Origin of the sequence: Frateuria sp. Soil773, from assembly GCF_001428405.1 — a bacterium.
In the GTDB taxonomy this organism is placed as follows: domain Bacteria; phylum Pseudomonadota; class Gammaproteobacteria; order Xanthomonadales; family Rhodanobacteraceae; genus LMSL01.
The window spans coordinates 43,341-59,976 of sequence record NZ_LMSL01000013.1 but is presented as its reverse complement, the minus strand read 5'-3'; the positions used below and the strand labels follow the sequence as shown (position 1 = coordinate 59,976).

18 protein-coding genes are annotated in these 16,636 nt (G+C 70.2%); 8 read left to right on the top strand and 10 right to left on the bottom strand.

Annotated features, from left to right (window positions below):
- Positions 1-30 precede the first annotated feature (30 nt).
- On the top strand, positions 31-441 hold the full coding sequence (locus tag ASG87_RS06365) for a VOC family protein (protein WP_056002527.1): 411 nt from the start codon (positions 31-33) through the stop codon (positions 439-441).
- Between the two features lie 132 nt (positions 442-573).
- Positions 574-1,008, top strand: a complete 435-nt coding sequence (locus tag ASG87_RS06360; RefSeq protein WP_056002524.1) for a DUF1801 domain-containing protein — start codon at positions 574-576, stop codon at positions 1,006-1,008.
- 12 nt (positions 1,009-1,020) lie between these two features.
- On the opposite strand, the gene ASG87_RS06355 is transcribed toward ASG87_RS06360, so the two are convergent.
- Positions 1,021-1,494 (bottom strand): hypothetical protein, encoded by a 474-nt coding sequence (locus ASG87_RS06355; RefSeq protein ID WP_056002521.1) that lies wholly within the window; start codon positions 1,492-1,494, stop codon positions 1,021-1,023.
- Positions 1,495-1,510: 16 nt separating this feature from the next.
- Positions 1,511-1,963: a MarR family transcriptional regulator gene (locus ASG87_RS06350; RefSeq protein WP_056002518.1), complete on the bottom strand. Its 453-nt coding sequence runs from the start codon at positions 1,961-1,963 to the stop codon at positions 1,511-1,513.
- A 331-nt stretch (positions 1,964-2,294) separates the two neighbouring features.
- On the opposite strand from ASG87_RS06350, the gene ASG87_RS06345 reads away from it, so the two are divergent.
- The 3 genes from ASG87_RS06345 (at position 2,295) to ASG87_RS06335 (ending at position 4,771) form a co-directional block, all read left to right on the top strand.
- The gene (locus ASG87_RS06345; RefSeq protein WP_056002514.1) at positions 2,295-3,188 is read left to right on the top strand and encodes a helix-turn-helix domain-containing GNAT family N-acetyltransferase; all 894 of its coding nucleotides are present in this window, start codon (positions 2,295-2,297) and stop codon (positions 3,186-3,188) included.
- Positions 3,189-3,265: 77 nt separating this feature from the next.
- Positions 3,266-4,087: a helix-turn-helix transcriptional regulator gene (locus tag ASG87_RS06340; RefSeq protein WP_056002512.1), complete on the top strand. Its 822-nt coding sequence runs from the start codon at positions 3,266-3,268 to the stop codon at positions 4,085-4,087.
- Between the two features lie 84 nt (positions 4,088-4,171).
- On the top strand, positions 4,172-4,771 hold the full coding sequence (locus ASG87_RS06335) for a DUF1579 family protein (protein WP_056002509.1): 600 nt from the start codon (positions 4,172-4,174) through the stop codon (positions 4,769-4,771).
- Positions 4,772-4,813: 42 nt separating this feature from the next.
- Here ASG87_RS06335 and ASG87_RS06330 read toward each other — a convergent pair whose 3' ends face one another.
- Positions 4,814-5,656 carry an SAM-dependent methyltransferase gene (locus ASG87_RS06330; protein ID WP_082582791.1) on the bottom strand — a complete coding sequence of 281 codons (843 nt, stop codon included), beginning with the start codon at positions 5,654-5,656 and terminating at the stop codon, positions 4,814-4,816.
- 155 nt (positions 5,657-5,811) lie between these two features.
- On the opposite strand from ASG87_RS06330, the gene cycA reads away from it, so the two are divergent.
- Together cycA and ASG87_RS06320 are read left to right on the top strand one after the other, a co-directional pair.
- Positions 5,812-7,191, top strand: coding sequence for a D-serine/D-alanine/glycine transporter (cycA, locus tag ASG87_RS06325; protein WP_056002508.1), 1,380 nt, complete (start codon positions 5,812-5,814; stop codon positions 7,189-7,191).
- Positions 7,192-7,345: 154 nt separating this feature from the next.
- Complete coding sequence (locus ASG87_RS06320) at positions 7,346-7,681, top strand: hypothetical protein (protein ID WP_056002505.1); 336 nt, start codon at positions 7,346-7,348, stop codon at positions 7,679-7,681.
- Positions 7,682-7,728: 47 nt separating this feature from the next.
- Here the strand turns inward: ASG87_RS06320 and ASG87_RS06315 are convergent, their stop codons facing one another.
- Positions 7,729-8,982 carry an MFS transporter gene (locus tag ASG87_RS06315; RefSeq protein ID WP_056002502.1) on the bottom strand — a complete coding sequence of 418 codons (1,254 nt, stop codon included), beginning with the start codon at positions 8,980-8,982 and terminating at the stop codon, positions 7,729-7,731.
- A gap of 296 nt (positions 8,983-9,278) precedes the next feature.
- Positions 9,279-9,824: a peroxiredoxin gene (locus ASG87_RS06310; protein WP_056002499.1), complete on the bottom strand. Its 546-nt coding sequence runs from the start codon at positions 9,822-9,824 to the stop codon at positions 9,279-9,281.
- Positions 9,825-10,143: 319 nt separating this feature from the next.
- Between ASG87_RS06310 and ASG87_RS06305 the strand changes: the two genes are divergently transcribed.
- Entirely contained in the window at positions 10,144-10,548 is a 405-nt protein-coding gene (locus ASG87_RS06305; protein ID WP_056002497.1) for a hypothetical protein, read from the top strand.
- Positions 10,549-10,746: 198 nt separating this feature from the next.
- On the opposite strand, the gene nth is transcribed toward ASG87_RS06305, so the two are convergent.
- The 5 genes from nth to ASG87_RS06280 all read right to left on the bottom strand — a co-directional run bounded on the left by nth (position 10,747) and on the right by ASG87_RS06280 (position 16,426).
- Positions 10,747-11,382, bottom strand: a complete 636-nt coding sequence (gene nth / locus ASG87_RS06300) for an endonuclease III (RefSeq protein ID WP_056002623.1) — start codon at positions 11,380-11,382, stop codon at positions 10,747-10,749.
- Positions 11,383-11,776: 394 nt separating this feature from the next.
- Positions 11,777-12,388, bottom strand: a complete 612-nt coding sequence (gene rsxB / locus ASG87_RS06295) for an electron transport complex subunit RsxB (protein WP_056002494.1) — start codon at positions 12,386-12,388, stop codon at positions 11,777-11,779.
- A gap of 11 nt (positions 12,389-12,399) precedes the next feature.
- Positions 12,400-12,909: a hypothetical protein gene (locus ASG87_RS06290; protein ID WP_157510915.1), complete on the bottom strand. Its 510-nt coding sequence runs from the start codon at positions 12,907-12,909 to the stop codon at positions 12,400-12,402.
- Positions 12,910-12,931: 22 nt separating this feature from the next.
- Positions 12,932-15,031: a methionine--tRNA ligase gene (gene metG / locus ASG87_RS06285; RefSeq protein WP_056002488.1), complete on the bottom strand. Its 2,100-nt coding sequence runs from the start codon at positions 15,029-15,031 to the stop codon at positions 12,932-12,934.
- Between the two features lie 117 nt (positions 15,032-15,148).
- Positions 15,149-16,426 carry an ectonucleotide pyrophosphatase/phosphodiesterase gene (locus tag ASG87_RS06280; RefSeq protein WP_056002485.1) on the bottom strand — a complete coding sequence of 426 codons (1,278 nt, stop codon included), beginning with the start codon at positions 16,424-16,426 and terminating at the stop codon, positions 15,149-15,151.
- Positions 16,427-16,636: the final 210 nt, after the last annotated feature.

Here is a 16,636-nt window from a genome sequence, read left to right as displayed (position 1 = left end):
GCGGCTCCTTCCACACCGAGCAGGACTGCCATGGACATCACCATTCACGCGAGCTTCCTTCCGCACACCGATCCGGACGCCTCGCTGGCCTTCTACCGCGACGTCCTCGGCTTCGAGGTGCGCAACGACGTCGGCTACAAGGGCATGCGCTGGATCACCGTCGGCCCGGCCGGCCAGCCCGGCACGTCCATCGTGCTGTTCCCGCCGGCCGCCAGCCCCGGCGTCACCGACGACGAGAAGCGGACCATCGCCGAGATGATGGCCAAGGGCACCTACGCCACGATGCTGCTCGCCACGGCGGATCTCGATGCCGCCTTCGAGCGCATCCAGGCCAGCGGCGCGGAGATCGTCGAGGAGCCGACCCAGCAGCCCTACGGCGTGCGCGACTGCGCCGTGCGCGATCCGGCCGGCAATCTGCTCCGCGTGCAGGAGCGGCGCTGAGCTCCCCGCACGGCAAAGCCGCCGGCACGCGATGCCGGCGGCGATCCCCTTCCACGGGAACGGGCGCCCTGGCCGGCGACCCGGACAGGGCGTCGGAACACGGACGATGGCGACCACGAAAAGGCGGCGACCATGAAGAAAGAGCGAAGCGGTGCGGCACGGCAGGAGGCGGGCGATCCCTCCCGGCTCATCGACGCGCGGATCGAGGCGCTTGGCGACTGGCGGGGCGAGACGCTCGCGCGGGTCCGGGCGCTGATCCGGCAGGCCGTTCCGGAGGTGGCCGAGGAATGGAAGTGGCGCGGCGTCCCGGTATGGTCCCACGCCGGCATCATCTGCACCGGCGAGACCTACAGGGACTACGTCAAGCTCACCTTCTTCAAGGGCGCCAGCCTGGCGGACCCCGCCGGTCTCTTCAACGCCGGTCTCGACGGCAACGTGCGGCGCGCCGTCGACATCCACGAAGGCGACGCGATCGACGAAGCGGCGTTGAAGGCCCTCGTTCGCGCCGCGGCGGCGCTGAACGTGTCCAAGGCCAGGCCGCGGCCGGGGGCGAAGGAGGCGGGCTGAGCCGGCCCGGTTTCAGGCGGCTGCATGCCGGGCTTCGTTCCGGGTGACGATCGGGAGGCTGGCCCAGGCGATGAAGAACGCCTGCAGCGGAATCCGGATCGCCAGATAGGAGGGACCCTCGCGATGCGCGCCCACGCCTACGTGGTGGAAGGCGGCATAGACGTTCGCCGGCAGGAAGAGGATCAGCACCGCGATGGCGAGGCCGGCCGCCAGCGTCCGCCAGCGGCGCGTGCACAGCATGACCGCGATGCCCGCTTCCAGGATCCCGGTAGCATGGATGGCCAGCCGCCGGGCAGGGAGCCACGGCGGCAGCATCTCGACCAGCTCGTCGGTGACGGCGAAGTGGCCCGCGGCGAAGTAGCCGAAGGCGAGGGCCAGGCCGGCCGCCGCCAGGGCCGCCGTCCTTCCGCGCGCGAAGTCCCGGGAAAACGCCCTCGCCACCGCGAGCGGCGCGACGCAGGCGAGTACCAGCAGCAGGTCGTCCATGTCTTTCTCCGGGCGGTCAGTGGGTGATCTTCAGCAGGTCGCGCAGGAAGCGGCGGATGGCCGCCTGCTCGGCCGGCGCGAAGCTGCGGGTGAGCGCGGTGACGGCTTTGGCATAGGGGGCGAAATGGTCCCTGATGCGGTTCATGCGCGGCGTGGGCGCGATCTTCACGCTGCGCCCGTCGCGCGGGTTCTGCACGCGCCGGACCAGCCCGCGTTCCTCCAGCCGCGCCAGCACGCGGGCGAGCGTGCTCGGCGCAAGCTCGGTGCGGGCGGCGAGCTCCTTCGGCGTGGGCGCCTCGCCGTTCAGGGTGAGGATGTGCAGCACCTGCATGTCGACCGAGAGCAGCCCAAGCGTACCTGCGGCCCGCTCGTTGAGGAGCACCAGGGCCGGGATCAGTTGCTGGAACGCCAGGAGGAGATCGTCGGCGACGGCGAGGCCGGGTTCGTCTGGATGCACGGCGTGGAGCATGGAAGGGCGCTTCCTCGAAAATTGTTCCAATATGGAATCATATGCGACGGTCGGTCGCCAGTCCCTTTGTGTGCCGCCGCGTGGAGGGCCGTGCGCATCGTCGGATGCGCGCGGCGATAGGCACGGCCGGTTCCGGCTGGGCGGCTGCGCCTGGAGGAAGCAAGCCGGCGTGCGTACTGGCTTGCAGTAAGTCTTCGTCCGGACCGTCGAGCGACGTTCCGCGATCTTGGCCGACGTCGCACTCGCGATGGCGCCAGGGGCGCCGGCACGGTTGCCTTGCGGCAACGGGCCTGCCGTTGACTCGTCCTTTTTACCTGACTAAAGTCAGCAAATGGACGAAAAGCAGATCCAGCAGGTTCGCCGTTTCAATCGCGCCGTCACCCGGCGCATCGGCGTGCTGAGCGACGACTACCTCGGCCGCGGCCGGCCGCTGGCCGAGTCGCGGCTGCTGTTCGAGATCGGCCGTGACGGCGCCGACGTACGCACCCTGCGCGCGCGGCTGGCGCTGGATTCCGGCTACCTGAGCCGCCTGCTGCGGGCGCTGGAGGCGCGGGGGCTGCTGGCCGTGCAGCCGGCGCCGCACGATGCGCGCGTGCGGCGGGCGACGCTGACCCGCAAGGGCCGGCGCGAGGTGGATGCGCTGGACCGCGATTCGCATGCGCTGGCCGGTTCGTTGCTGGCGCCGCTGGGCGAGGCGCAGCGGCAGAAGCTGGTGGCGGCGATGGCCGAGGTGGAGCGGCTGCTGCGCGCTTCGGCGGTGGAGGTGGCGCTGGCCGATCCCGCCGGTGCCGAGGCGCGCGCCTGCATCGACGCCTACCTGCGCGAGATCGACGAGCGCTTCGAGGGCGGCTTCGACGCCGCGCGCAGCGTGTCGGCCGATCCGGCCGAGCTGGTTCCGCCGACCGGCGCCTTCATGCTGGCCCGGCTGGACGGCGAGGCCCTCGGCTGCGGCGGCCTGAAGCTTGGCGCGCGCGGCGTAGGCGAGATCAAGCGCATGTGGGTGGCGCCGTCCGCGCGCGGCCTCGGCATCGCCCAGCGGCTGCTGGAGGCACTGGAGGCGCAGGCCGCCGCGATGGGCGTGCGCACGCTGCGGCTGGACACCAACCGCAGCCTCGTCGAGGCGCGCGCCCTGTACGCGCGCAACGGCTACGTCGAGATCGCGCGGTACAACGACAACCCCTATGCCGACCACTGGTTCGAGAAGCGCGGGCTGCGCCCGAAGTAGCGGCCTGCGCCAAGGGCATTCGTGCCATGATCCGCCACCGCCGCGGCGTTCGCGCCGGCCGACGCCCGGACCGAGACATGCAACCCAGCCGCGATACCCGTACCGCCCCGCACCCGCCGTTGGGCATGCTGCTGCGCGAATGGCGCGCGGCGCGCAAGCTGAGCCAGCTCGACCTGGCGCTGGCGGCGGGCATGTCGGCGCGGCACCTGAGCTACATGGAGACCGGCAAGGCGAAGCCCAGCCGCGAGGCGCTGGGGCGCATCGCCGCCGCGTTCGACATGCCGCTGCGCGAGCGCAACGCGCTGCTGCTGGCGGCGGGCTACGCGCCGGAATACCCCGAGCATGCCTGGGAGACGCCGGCGCTGGAGCGGATGCGCCAGGCGGTGGAACTGATCCTGGCGCACCAGGAGCCGTACCCGGCCTTCGTGCTGGACCGGCACTGGAACGTGCTGATGGCCAACGACGCCGCGACGCGGGTGAACCGGCTGCTGATGGACGGGCGCGAAAGCCGGCACGGCAACCTGCTGCACCAGGTGTTCGACCCGGACGACTTCCGTCCCGTCATCGCCAACTGGCCCGAGGTGGCGGAGAAGTTCCTGCATCACCTGCATGCGCAGATCGCCGCCTCGCCCACCGACCCGCGGCCGCGCCGGCTGCTCGAGGAGATCCGGCGCTACCCGGACGTGCCCGAGTCCGGCTGGCCGCAGGGCGCGCTCGCGCCGGTGCTCACCCTGGTGTTCCGCAGCGGCGCCGGCGAGCTGCGCTTCTTCGAGACCATCACCACGTTCTCGATGCCGCGCGACGTGACCCTGGAGGAACTGCGCATCGAGTGCGCCTTCCCGGCCGACAGCCACACCGCCGCCGTATGCGCCCGGCTGGCGCGGCAGGGCGCGGGCTGAAGACCGCCCGCCATAACCTCGCAGGTAATTGATCGCCCGTGCGGGCAGCCGCACGCTGGAGCCCCCCACACAGGATCAGGCTCCATGCGCAAACGTTCCCTGGCAACCCTTTCCACGATCGCGGCGCTCGCCCTGGCATGCGCGCTGCCGGCGTCGGCCGCGCCCGGCCCGGCAGATGCCCCGAAGGCCGCCGCGGCATCGCCTTCTTCCGGCGAGCCCGGCCCGCAGCATCGCCAGCTCGGCCGCCTGGCGGGGCACTGGAACGTGCGCCAGTCGCTGTGGACCGACCCGGCCAGGCCGCCGGCCGTCGACCAGGGCCATGCTGTGTTCGCCATGGTGCTCGGCGGTCGCCACCTGCGCCAGGAACTTCGCATCGACTCGGCCGGCAAGCCGTTCGAGGGGCTGGGCTACATCGGCTACGACAACGCCAGCGGCAAGTACGACGTGCTCTGGATGGACGTCAATTTCACCGGCCTGGTGCAGGCGCAGGGCGGCTACGACGCGGCCACGCAGACCTACACCTTCCTCGGCGCCGTGCCGGACCCCGCCAAGAGCGGCGCGACGACCCCGCTGCGCCAGGTCGTGCACATCCAGGACGCCGACCACTTCACCAGCGAGTACTACGAGCGCCACGGCGGCCGCGAAATGCTGGCGGTGAAACTGGAATACACCCGCGCGAAGTGAGCTGGGCGCGGACGGCAGGGAGCGCCGGCCACGGCGCTCCGTTCAGCGGCGTTGCGCCAGCACGCCGTCCAGCGCCAGTTGCGCCTTGAAGCCGGCGGTCTCCAGCCGCCTGGCGACCTCGCGCGGCACGTCGCGTCCGCTGGTGAGCTTGTTCGGGCTGCCGGTGTAGTGGAACAACCGGCCGCCGCGGCGCAGCACGCGCGCGAGCTGGCCGTAGAACGCCTGCGAGTACAGCTCGCCGGCGATGCCGAAGCGGGGCGGATCGTGCAGCGCCACGTCCATCGAAGCGTCGGCGACCTGCGCGATCGCCTCGGACACGTCGGCGTGGGCGAGCTGCAGGCGGCCGCCGCCCGCCGGCGCGTCGGGATCGGGCGACCACGGGTTGAGCGTGCGCAGCCACAGCACGTCGTGGTTCTTCTCGAACGAGCGGATGTGCGCCGCGCCGGCTTCCAGGCAGCAGGCGGCGAAGTAGCCCAGGCCGCCGCAGGTGTCCAGCACCGCCTTGCCGCGGGGCTCCACCAGGGCCACCTTGCGCCTGGCGTCCTCGAACGGCGATTCCTTCGATGTCGGCAGCATCTTGATGCCGTCGATCTCGAAGGTGGGTGCGCCCCATTCGGTGGGCACCAGTTTGATCAGCGAACCGGAGAAACGCGCCGCGGGCTCGAACGCGCCGTCGTCCCAGACATAGATCGTGCGGTCCTTCAGCTTGTGCGGGTACGGGTAGCTGCGGTCCCGCCACTGCCAGGCGTCCGCCCGCAGCGAGGCGACGCCGGCGGAGAAGCCCAGGTCCAGCGAGCCGCTCCATTCGGCCGCGCCGGCGTCGCGCGCGGCCAGCAGGGACTCGGCGACGGGGCGCGTGAGCAGGGGGCCGGAATAGTGCGGCAAGGACGGGCTCCTGGAACGGCGGCATCGGCCGCGAGACGGACGGGGCGGCATCGTAACCCGGCGGCCGCCCGCCACGCAGGCCGCGCCGGCAGCCGCGTGGATGCGGCGTGCGCTTTTCGGTATGTTGGCGCATTCCTCCTGCCAAGGCGCGCCGCATGACCGCATCGCTGGAACACCCGGACCACCTGAGGCGCAGCCTTTCCAACCGGCACCTGCAACTGATCGCCATCGGCGGCGCGATCGGCACCGGCCTGTTCATGGGTTCGGGCAAGACGATCAGCCTGGCCGGGCCGTCGATCCTGCTGGTGTACCTGATCATCGGCGTGATGCTGTTCTTCGTGATGCGCGCGATGGGCGAGCTCTTGCTGTCCAATCTCGACTACAAGTCGTTCATCGACTTCTCCACCGACCTGCTCGGCCCGTGGGCCGGCTTCTTCTGCGGCTGGACCTACTGGTTCTGCTGGATCATCACCGCGATCGCCGACGTGATCGCCATCGCCGCCTACGCGCAGTTCTGGTTCCCCGACCTCGCGCCGTGGATTCCGGCACTGCTGTGCGTGCTGCTGCTGCTCAGCCTCAACCTGGTCACGGTGAAGCTGTTCGGCGAGATGGAGTTCTGGTTCGCGCTGATCAAGATCATCGCCATCGTGGTGCTGATCGTCACCGGCTTCGCCCTGGTGCTGTGGGGCTTCCGTTCGCCGTCGGGGCACGTGGCCTCGTTCGCCAACCTGTGGAACGACGGCGGCATGTTCCCGAAGGGGATCGGCGGCTTCTTCGCCGGCTTCCAGATCGCGGTGTTCGCCTTCGTCGGCATCGAGCTGGTCGGCACCACCGCCGCCGAGACGGCCGACCCCGAGCGCAACCTGCCGAAGGCGGTCAACTCGATCCCGGTGCGCATCATCGTCTTCTACGTGCTGGCCCTAGTGGCGATCATGGTGGTGACGCCGTGGCGCATGGTGGAGCCGGGCAAGAGCCCGTTCGTGGAGCTTTTCGTGCTGGCCGGCATCCCCGCCGCGGCCAGCCTGATCAACTTCGTGGTACTGACCTCGGCCACCTCGTCGGCCAACAGCGGCATCTTCTCCACCAGCCGCATGCTCTACGGCCTGGCCGAGGAGAACCACGCGCCGAAGACCTTCGCCCGGCTGTCGCGCGTGGCGGTGCCTTCGCTGGGCCTGCTGTTCTCCTGCTTCTGCCTGCTGCTGGGCGCGGCGCTGATCTACCTGATCCCCAACCTGGTCACCGCCTTCACCCTGGTCACCACGCTGTCGGCGGTGCTGTTCATGTTCGTGTGGTCGCTGATCCTTTGCGCCTACATCGCCTACCGGCGCAAGCGCCCGCAACTGCACGCGGCGTCGAAGTACAAGATGCCCGGCGGCGTGTTCATGTGCTGGGCCTGCCTGGCCTTCTTCGTGTTCGTGCTGGTGCTGCTGACGCTGCAGTCCGACACCCGCCAGGCGCTGCTGGCGAGCCCGGTATGGTTCGCGCTGCTGGGGATCGGCTACCTGTGGAAGGGGCGGCGGGCGCGGCAGGGGTGATGGAGGCGTATGGACCTGAGGAGGGGCCGTATGCCATGGATTTACCGCGAAGCGCCCGGCATCCGGGCGAAGCATCCAATGGGTGCATTGTGATGCCGCTCAATGCCCGCCAGCAGATCCGGGGCAGCGGCGACCACGAAGTGGCGGTGATCCAATGAAGATGCTGGCGATGGCGTTTTTGGCGCTGCCTGCCGCGGTGGCGGCGAAAGCTCCCGATTGCGCGAGCTGGCCCACGAACATGGCCCTGGTGCATCTCCGGAACGCCGGCATCGTCGAGCCGGCGACGATCGACGAATCGCAGACCCGGGCGCAGCGCCTCGCCTCCGAGCAGATCGGGGCAGACCTGTTCCAGCAGGTCTACGACATCACCTTCCACGCGAAGGACGGCGGCACGATCGAGATCGTCACCAGCAGCCGGGCCTCGTCGCAGGAGTGCTCGATGGGTGCGGTGGATGTCTTCGTGGTGTCCCGGCGCCTCGGCGGCGGGTAGTCGCCGGCGGGCGGGTCGCGGGAAGGGCGTGGGCCCGTTCCGCAATGTCAGGGCGAGGCGGCTCCGGTTTCGATGGCGGCGCTTTTCGCCGCCGCGGGGCGCACGACGAACACGGCTATGATCGCCATGGCCGTGAACAGCAGCAGGCCGGCAACGGCGAAGGCCGCGCCGTCGAAGCCGTGGCGCGTGCCCCAGGCCAGCGATTGCGAGGCGAGCAGGGGCCCCAGCACGGCGGCCACCGAGTTCATGCTGCCGATGCCGCCCTGCAGCGCGCCCTGTCGCGTCGCATCCACCATGCGCGACAGGGTGCCGTTCAAGGCGGGATAGGCGAGCGCGCCGAACGCGCCGACCAGGAAGAAGGCGTAGACCTGCCAGCCGTGGGTGACGAAGGCATAGGCGAGCAGGCAGGCGCTGGCGCAGCCGAGCCCGGCGACGGCGGCTAGCCGTTCGCCCAGCCGGGCGACGAGGCGGCCGGTGACGAACAACTGCACGAGCACGGTGAGGAGGCCGACCCAGGCCAGGCTCCAGCCGATGGCGGTGGCATCCCAGCCGAAGCGGATCGTCGCCCAGAACGCCCAGGTGGACGGATACACCACGCTGCCCAACTGCCACAGGAACCAGGCGACCAGCAGCGGCGCGGCGTTGCCGGCATGGAACAGCGGGCGGAAGGCGCCGACCACGTGTGCGTCGCGCAGGCGGAACGGGCGGCGGTGTTCGGGCGCCAGCGTCTCGGGAAGGAACAGCGCCATCGACGCGGCATTGAGCGCGGCGAGTACGGCCGCCACCACGAACGGCGCGCGCGGGCCGAGCGAGGCGACCAGCCCGCCGAGGGCGGGGCCGACGATGAAGCCGATGCCGAAGGCGGCGCCGAGCAGGCCGTAGGTCGCCGCGCGCCGCGCCGGTTCGGTGACGTCGGCGATCACCGCGCCGGCGGGCCCGAACGTCGCGCCGGCGATGCCCGCGACGGCGCGGCCGACGAACAGCCAGGCCAGCGTCGGTGCCACCGCCATCAGCAGGTAGTCCATGCTGAAGCCGACCATCGCCACGATGAGCACGGGGCGCCGCCCGAAGCGGTCGCCCAGGTGGCCGAGCACCGGCCCGGCGAAGAACTGCCCGATGGCGAAGGCCGCGAGCATCCAGCCGGCGACGCGCGTGGCTGCGGCCAGGTCGAGATGGCCGAGCCGGGTGATCAGCGTGGGCAGCACCGGCATCACGATGCCGAAGCCGATCACGTCGATGACCACGGCGGCGAGCACGATGGGAACGGCGCGGTGGCCGAAGCGGAGTGCGGGGATAGGCATCGGGAGGAAAGCCGGTCGGTGGGCCTGGGCGCCATCCGGTGGCGCTGGGAGGCGGCATGGTACGTCATCCGGCGACCGGGAACGTGCCGTTCGGACGTCCGCATGCACGGGTGCCGTTGGGCGACGACTTTCGTCGGGAGTATGCGGAGAGGCGTCGGATCGCGGTTGCCTCATGCGGCCGTCGGGTTACTGGCCGGACGTGCGTCGCGTCCGTGCAGCAGCGTTTCTGCGGCGGTCGCGCGCGCTGGCGCGACCGCCGGGTTGCCTGGCGCCCGGGCATGGCCCGGGCCGCCGTTTCACTTGCCGAGCGCGCGCACGGCCGAGAGGGTTTCCTCGACGTGTTTCTTGGGATCGAGATTGGAATAGACGTGCACGATCGATCCCGTCGGCGAGATCACGTACGACGTGCGGTCGGACCACTCCGGCTTCTGCTCCAGCACGGAGTCGTATTGCCTGGCGATCTTCGCGCCGGGATCGGCGGCGACCGGGAACTTGCCGCCGCAGTGCTCGGTTTCCTTCGAGAAATCGGCGAGCTGGTCCACGTTGCCGGCGGTGACGCCGATCACGGTGGCGTGCTCTGCCTTGAACTTGTCGATGGCTTCGGAGAACAGGTGGGCTTCCAGGTTGCAGCCGGAGGTGTGGGCGGCAGGGAAGAAGTAGACCACCACCGGCCCCTTCTTCAGCGCGTCGGCGAGCCTGAAGGTGAACGGCTGGCCGGCGAGGTAGGCGGGCGCGCTGAAATCGGGCGCGTGCGAGCCGGTCTTCAGCGCGGCGAACGCGGGGGAGGCCAGCATGGCGGCGGCGAGGGCGGCGGTGGCGGCGAGCTTCGGCAGGTGTTTCATGGCGGTGGCTCCTTGGGGGACTGACGCCTTATACACCTGTCGCGGGGCGGGATCGCATGCCATGGGCCGGCGTCCGCTGGCCTCGCCGGCGCCTCGGCCGTGCCGGCGCCAACCGGGTACGGCATTCGCCGTCCTGCGGCCGGACGGCTGCGCGACGGCGGCGTCGGCGGACATGCGTGGACGGAGCCCGGATGCTTCGGCGCCGCCGGTGCTTCGGCGGCGCACCGCTGGAATGAACGGCTTTCTCTTTTTCCTTTCACGGGCATCGGCCTAAGCTCGGCGGACTGCGGCGAGCGCCGCGTTGCTCCGGAGTCGTGCCATGGCGAAGAAGATCGTTCGTTGCCTGCCCATGCTCGTGCTGGCAGGCGTGCTGCCCATCGCTGCGCATGCGGCGGCGGGCGACGCGGTGTCGAAGCAGGTCGGCACGGCCAGCGCGCATGCGGGCATGGCGCTGGGCGCGGCAGACCTGAAGATGGCGCAGACCCACCTGCACCACGTGGTCAATTGCCTGGTCGGGCCATCCGGCAAGGGCTTCGACGCCAGCGCCGGCAATCCGTGCGACGGCATGGGGCATGGCGGCATCGTCGACGCCAAGGGCGATGCCGCCACCGAATCGCGGCTGCAGACCGCGCTGACCCAGGCCGAGCATGGCCTGGAAGCCACCACGCTGGATGGCGCGCATGCGGATGCGCAGAAGGCGATGGCGACGTTGCAGGCGAAGTAGGGTGAAGCGGCTTTCAACGGCCGTAGGGCCGGTCAAGCTGGGATCCGGTGTCGTTGAGCTTCGAAGAATCAGTCGCTGGACGACCAGCCCTTCGGATGTTGATAAAACGTCTCCTGCTTGACCGGCCCTACGGCCGTTGAAAGCCGCAGGAATGACGAGGCGGCGGTTTGAGCTGACGAAAAGACCGTGAACTGGCTCTCAGGCCACAGTCTTGTCCTTGTACCGGCACAGGTCGCGGATCACGCAATGCGGGCAATCCGGCTTGCGCGCCTTGCACACGTAGCGGCCATGCAGGATCAGCCAGTGGTGCGCGTCCTGCTTGAATTCGGCCGGGATCACCTTCTCCAGCTTGTCCTCCACCGCGCGCACGTCCTTGCCGGGCGCCAGGCCGGTGCGGTTGGCGACGCGGAAGATGTGCGTGTCCACCGCGATGGTGGGCTCGCCGAAGGCGGTGTTGAGCACCACGTTGGCGGTCTTGCGGCCCACGCCGGGCAGTGCCTCCAGCGCCTCGCGGGTGCGCGGCACCTCGCCGCCGTACTGTTCCACCAGGATGCGGCACAGCGCGATCACGTTCTTCGCCTTGGCGTTGTACAGGCCGATCGTGCTGATGTACTTCTTCAGCTTCTCCTCGCCCAGGTCGAGGATCGCCTGCGGCGTGTTCGCCACCGGGTACAGCTTCCTCGTCGCCTTGTTCACGCCCACGTCGGTGGCCTGCGCGGACAGCACCACCGCCACCAGCAGCTCGAACGGCGTGGTGTAGTCCAGCTCGGTGGTGGGATGCGGATTCAGCTCGCGCAGGCGCGAGAACAGTTCGATGACGTCGGCGCGTTTCAAGGGCATGGCGGGAATCCGTTGTACGAGCGGGTCATTTCAGTGGACCCGAAGAGGCAAGAGCTGGAATCCAGTGGTTTCGCTTGGCACAGGGCTTCAAGGCGCTGGATCCCGGCTTCCGCCGGGATGACGTCGAGGCGAATGGTGACGGCGAGGGGGTCTGCGGCCGCAAGGTGTGCACGTGGTGGTTTGCTTTCGCATCCGTCTTGCCTTGCTGCTTCGACCCCGCCATTCCAGCGAAAGCTGGAATCCAGCGACGTTGCTGTGCGAGGCCGCCCACAGTGCTGGATCCCGGCCTTCGCCGGGATGACGGTGAGGCGAGCGGTGGCGGTGAGGCGAGTGAAGACGGGCGAGGCATAGGTCTGCGAGGGATGAACGCGGCAGCCCGCTCCCGCGCTCACGGCGTCTTGCCCTGCTGCTTCGCGCGGGCGCGCGCCAGCGCGGCCAGGACCGGGTTGGAGGGCGTAGCCGGGGTGTCCACGGCCGCCTTGCGCGCGGCCAGCTCGGCGTCGCGCTCGGCGCGTTCGCGCGCGAGCCGTGCCTCGCGCCGCTGGAAATGCCTGCGCGCCGCGTCGGCGTGCAGCGGGTCGCCGGCCTGTGCGGCGGGCATCGGTTCCAGCACGATGCAGTCGACCGGGCAGGCCGGCACGCACAGTTCGCAGCCGGTGCAGTCGTCGGCGATCACCGTGTGCATCAACTTCGCCGCGCCGACGATGGCGTCGACCGGGCAGGCCTGGATGCACTTGGTGCAGCCGATGCAGTCGGCCTCGACGATGCGCGCCAGCATGCGCGGCTTCTCCACGCCGCGTGCAGGGTCCAGCGGCAGTGCCGGCCGGCCCAGCAGCGCGGCCAGCCTGGCGATGCCCGCGCTGCCGCCCGGCGGGCACTGGTTGATCGCCGCCTCGCCGGCGGCGATCGCCTCGGCGTACGGGCGGCAGCCGTGGTAGCCGCATTGCTCGCATTGCGTCTGCGGCAGGAGCGCGTCGATGCGGTCGGCGAGGGAGTTCATCGGAGGCGGGGCTACTTGTTCCACGCGCGCAGCAGCGCCTCGGTGACGAGTTGCCGCAGCAGCCCGCTCGACGCGGCGCGCATGTCCGAGGCCACCGCCGCATGCGTGGCGGAGAACTTGGCCGCGTAAGGCGAACGCTTGCCCTGGGCCGCGAGCGAGCGCAACTCGTCCGGGGCGAAATGCTTCGCATAGACGGCGGCGAGGTTCTGCTCCCAGCGCGCCTGGTAATCGGGCAGCAGCCGGTGTATCTCGGTGGCGACGAGCTGCTTTGCCGCCGCGACGCCGTGTTTCCTGGACAGGGAGCCGTAGGTGACGGTCCCGGCTGCTGCCTCGTTGGCCAGCGTCTCCAGGCCGCGTCCCATGCCGAAGCGCTGCACCAGGGCGAGCGCCGGGTCGCCGGCCTCGGCCGCCGCGCCGGCGCCGCCCGGCGCCACGACCGACAGCGCGAGCAGGACGGCGGCCACGGCGAGCGCGCGGCCCCAGGCTTTCAGCGGCGTCGGCGCGTGCATCAGGCGCGGCATGGCGGTCGTGGCGGGGCGTCGCTCAGCGGACGGTGGCGCCCGGCTTCGCGCCCTGGTCGGCGTCGAGCAGGAACAGGTCGCTGCCACCGTCGCCGGCGGACAGGATCATGCCCTCGGACAGGCCGAAGCGCATCTTGCGCGGGGCGAGGTTGGCAATGAACACCACGTTGCGGCCGACCAGCTTCTCCGGCTCGCCGTAGGCGGCGCGGATGCCGGAGAAGATCTGCCGCTTGCCCAGCGCCCCGGCGTCCAGCTCGAAGCGCAGCAGCTTGTCCGAGCCTTCCACGAACTCGCAGGCGAGCACGGTGCCGACGCGCAGGTCGAGCCTGGCGAAGTCGTCGATGCCGATGAGGCCGGGATTCGCGGCGGGGGATTCGGGGTTCGGCGTGGCGGGCTTGGTGCTGTCGTTCATGGGTTTCTTCTTTGGGGCACTGGCGGTTTCGGCGGGAGCGCCGAGCGATTCCTTCGAGGCCTCGACCATCGCCTCGATGCGTTTCGGGTCGATGCGCCCGAGCAGCGGCTCGAACGCGTTGATGACGTGGCTGTGCAGCTTCGCGCGGGCGTCGTCGAAGTCGACGATCGGCGCGGCGAGGAACTGCTCGGCGGCGGCCACGGTGGCCGGCAGGATCGGCTTGAGCAGGCCGGCGAGCAGGCGGAACGCGGCCAGCGCGAACGAGCACACCTGGTGCAGCTCCTCGCGGCGCGATGCGTCCTTGGCCATCGTCCACGGCGCCTTGGCGGCGATGTGGCCGTTGACCAGGTCGGCCATCAGCACGAAGCGGCGGCTGACCTCGGCGAACTCGCCCTGCGCGTACAGCTCGGCGACACCGTCGTAGTGCTCCAGCAGGGTGTGCCACAGCGCGGTCTCGCCGGCGCCGAAGCGCGCCGCCAGGCGGCCGTCGAAGAACTTCTGCACGAAGCCGGCGGTGCGGCTGGCGATGTTCACCCACTTGCCGACCAGGTGCGAGTTGACGCGCTCCTCGAACGCCTTGAGGTCGAGGTCCACGTCCACCGGCGCGTCGCTGAGCATGCTGGCGAAGTAGTAGCGCAGGAACTCCGGGTGCAGTCCCGCGTCCAGGTAGGTGCGCGCCTGGATGAAGGTGCCGCGCGACTTGGACATCTTCGCGCCGTTCACCGTGAGGTAGCCGTTGACGTGCAGTGCGGTCGGCGTGCGCAGGCCCGCACCGTGCAGCATCGCCGGCCAGAACAGGCCGTGGAAGTTGATGATGTCCTTGCCGATGAAGTGGTGCATCTCGGCGCGGCTGTCGGCGGCGAGGAAGTCGTCGAACTTGAGGCCGGTACGGTCGCACAGCGCCTTGAAGCTGGCGAGGTAGCCGACCGGCGCGTCCAGCCACACGTAGAAGAACTTGCCCGGCGCGTCGGGGATGGGAAAGCCGAAGTAGGGCGCGTCGCGCGAGATGTCCCAATCCTTCAGGCCGCCGTCCAGCCATTCGCGCAGCTTGGCGGCGACGCCGGGGTTCGCCACCGGCGCGCCCTGCGTGAACTTGCCGGCGAACCAGTCGCGCAGCAGGTGCTCGAACTTGCCCAGCTCGAAGAAGTAGTGCTCCGAGTCGCGCAGCACCGGCGTGGCGCCGGACATCACCGAGTATGGCTCGATCAGGTCGGTGGGCGCGTAGGTGGCGCCGCAGTTCTCGCAGTTGTCGCCGTACTGGTCCGGCGTCTTGCACACCGGGCAGGTGCCCTTGATGTAGCGGTCCGGCAGGAACATCTGCTTTTCCGGATCGAACAACTGCTGGATGCTGCGCCTGGCGATGTAGCCGCCGTCGCGCAGGCGCGTGTAGATCAGCGTCGCCAGCTCGCGGTTCTCGTCCGAATGGGTGGTGTGGTAGTGGTCGAAGGCGACGCCGAACGCGGCGAAGTCCGCCTCGTGGCCCTTGCGGATGCCGTCGATGAAGGCCTCCGGCGTCATCCCGGCCTTCTCGGCGGCCAGCATGATCGGCGTGCCGTGCGCGTCGTCGGCGCAGACGTAGGCCACCTCGCTGCCGCTCATGCGCTGCGCCCGCACCCAGATGTCGGCCTGGATGTAGCCCAGCAGATGGCCCATGTGCAGCGGGCCGTTGGCGTAGGGCAGGGCGTTGGTGACGAGGTGGCGACGGCTCATGGCAGGCAACGGCTGGGAAAGACCGTGCATTATGGCATGGCCGCCGGCGCGGGCCGCCCGCCGGGGCGTGGTGGAAGGCCCCCCTGCGGCCGCCGGCGCGGCTTGCCGCGGTCCGGATCAGCGCTGCGCCGGCTTCAGCATCCCGCTGACCGCGTCGTAGTCGCCGTCGTTCGCCGCCGGCGGCAGCCCAAGCAGGTGGGCCATCAGCGGATAGACGTCCACGTTCGGGAACGGCTTCACCACCAGGCCCTGCCGGAACGCCGGGCCGTGCGCGACGAACAGCGCTTGCATGTGCGGGTCGGCGTTGTCGTAGCCGTGCTCGCCCAGGCTCGGGGTCTTTCCTTGCTTCGCCTTCTGCGCGAGGTAGTCGCCGGTGGTGATGCGCCAGCCGGCATCGGCCAGGCACAGCAGTTGCGGCACGCGCGGGTTGCTGCCATAGGCCAGGCGCGCCGGCACGCGCGTCTTGTCCCAGCACTGCATGTGCTGCTGCGGCTTTTCCATCGCCGCCTCGACCGCGGCGAAGTCGTGACCCGGCTTCGGGTTGAAGCCGGCCAGCACGCCCAGGCTCACCGTGCGCACCTGGTCGAGCGGGATCAGCTTGTCGATCAGCACGCTGTGGTCGAGCGGCACCGGCGCCATGCCGTGGTCGGCCAGCACGATCAGGTTGATGCGGTCGGCCAGGCCGCGCTGTTCGAGGCCACGCAGCAGCCGCGCCAGCGCGGCGTCGGTCTCGCGCAGCGCGGCGTCCACCTGCGGCGTATCCGGGCCGTAGGCATGGCCGGCGTGGTCGACGGCGTCGAAGTACAAGGTGAGGAAGGCAGGCCGCTGGGCAACCGGCAGGTCCAGCCAGGCCAGCACCTGGTCGACGCGCTGATCCGGCGTGACCTTGCCGTCGAACGGCCGCCAGTGGTCGGGATGGCGGCCGTGGATGTCGGCCTCCGAGCCCGGCCAGAACATGGTGGCGGTGTGCAGGCCGTGCTGGCTGGCGGTTTCCCACAGGGGCGTGCCCTCGGCCCACCAGCGGCCGTCGCTGACCGCCTTGCGGTTGCCCAGCGAGAACTTGCCCAGCCGCTCGTCGAACATGGTGTTGTTGACGATGCCGTGGTGGTCGGGACGCAGGCCGGTGACGATGGTGTAGTGGTTCGGGAAGGTCAGCGAGGGGAACGAGGGCTGCATCGATTCGGCGCGCACGCCGCCGTCGGCCAGCGCCTGCAGGGTCGGGCTCAGCCCGCGCTGGAGATAGTCGGCGCGGTAGCCGTCGATCGAGACCAGCAGCAGCGGGGCGGGAGGGGAAGTGGCCGCGTTCGCCGCGGCGGGCGCGGCGGTGGGGCGGGTGGCGCAGCCGGCGATGGCGGCGAGCAGGGTGCACAGCAGTAGGCGATGCAGGAGATTCATGCGTGGGTCCACCGAACGTCACAAACAGCCGGGCATGATCGCGCAATCGCGTGACCAATGCCCGTCACCGATGTGTCGGGCATGCGAACGGCGGGCCGCACGGTATCGATTCGCCGGGGCGATCGGCCTATCCTGACGGCGATGAAAACGTCGCCGATGAATACGTGGCCGGTGTGGGCGCGTCCAATGGAAACGGGTTGGATGAAAGCG

Coding starts and splice junctions, on each gene's coding strand:
- ASG87_RS06290 (WP_157510915.1), bottom strand. CDS start 12,909: ATGCCGCGCCTGATGCACGCGCCGACGCCGCTGAAAGCCTGGGGCCGC.
- ASG87_RS06365 (WP_056002527.1), top strand. CDS start 31: ATGGACATCACCATTCACGCGAGCTTCCTTCCGCACACCGATCCGGAC.
- ASG87_RS06315 (WP_056002502.1), bottom strand. CDS start 8,982: ATGCCTATCCCCGCACTCCGCTTCGGCCACCGCGCCGTTCCCATCGTG.
- metG (WP_056002488.1), bottom strand. CDS start 15,031: ATGAGCCGTCGCCACCTCGTCACCAACGCCCTGCCCTACGCCAACGGC.
- ASG87_RS06310 (WP_056002499.1), bottom strand. CDS start 9,824: ATGAAACACCTGCCGAAGCTCGCCGCCACCGCCGCCCTCGCCGCCGCC.
- ASG87_RS06350 (WP_056002518.1), bottom strand. CDS start 1,963: ATGCTCCACGCCGTGCATCCAGACGAACCCGGCCTCGCCGTCGCCGAC.
- ASG87_RS06360 (WP_056002524.1), top strand. CDS start 574: ATGAAGAAAGAGCGAAGCGGTGCGGCACGGCAGGAGGCGGGCGATCCC.
- rsxB (WP_056002494.1), bottom strand. CDS start 12,388: ATGAACTCCCTCGCCGACCGCATCGACGCGCTCCTGCCGCAGACGCAA.
- ASG87_RS06320 (WP_056002505.1), top strand. CDS start 7,346: ATGAAGATGCTGGCGATGGCGTTTTTGGCGCTGCCTGCCGCGGTGGCG.
- ASG87_RS06340 (WP_056002512.1), top strand. CDS start 3,266: ATGCAACCCAGCCGCGATACCCGTACCGCCCCGCACCCGCCGTTGGGC.
- ASG87_RS06355 (WP_056002521.1), bottom strand. CDS start 1,494: ATGGACGACCTGCTGCTGGTACTCGCCTGCGTCGCGCCGCTCGCGGTG.
- ASG87_RS06345 (WP_056002514.1), top strand. CDS start 2,295: ATGGACGAAAAGCAGATCCAGCAGGTTCGCCGTTTCAATCGCGCCGTC.
- ASG87_RS06305 (WP_056002497.1), top strand. CDS start 10,144: ATGGCGAAGAAGATCGTTCGTTGCCTGCCCATGCTCGTGCTGGCAGGC.
- ASG87_RS06280 (WP_056002485.1), bottom strand. CDS start 16,426: ATGAATCTCCTGCATCGCCTACTGCTGTGCACCCTGCTCGCCGCCATC.
- ASG87_RS06335 (WP_056002509.1), top strand. CDS start 4,172: ATGCGCAAACGTTCCCTGGCAACCCTTTCCACGATCGCGGCGCTCGCC.
- cycA (WP_056002508.1), top strand. CDS start 5,812: ATGACCGCATCGCTGGAACACCCGGACCACCTGAGGCGCAGCCTTTCC.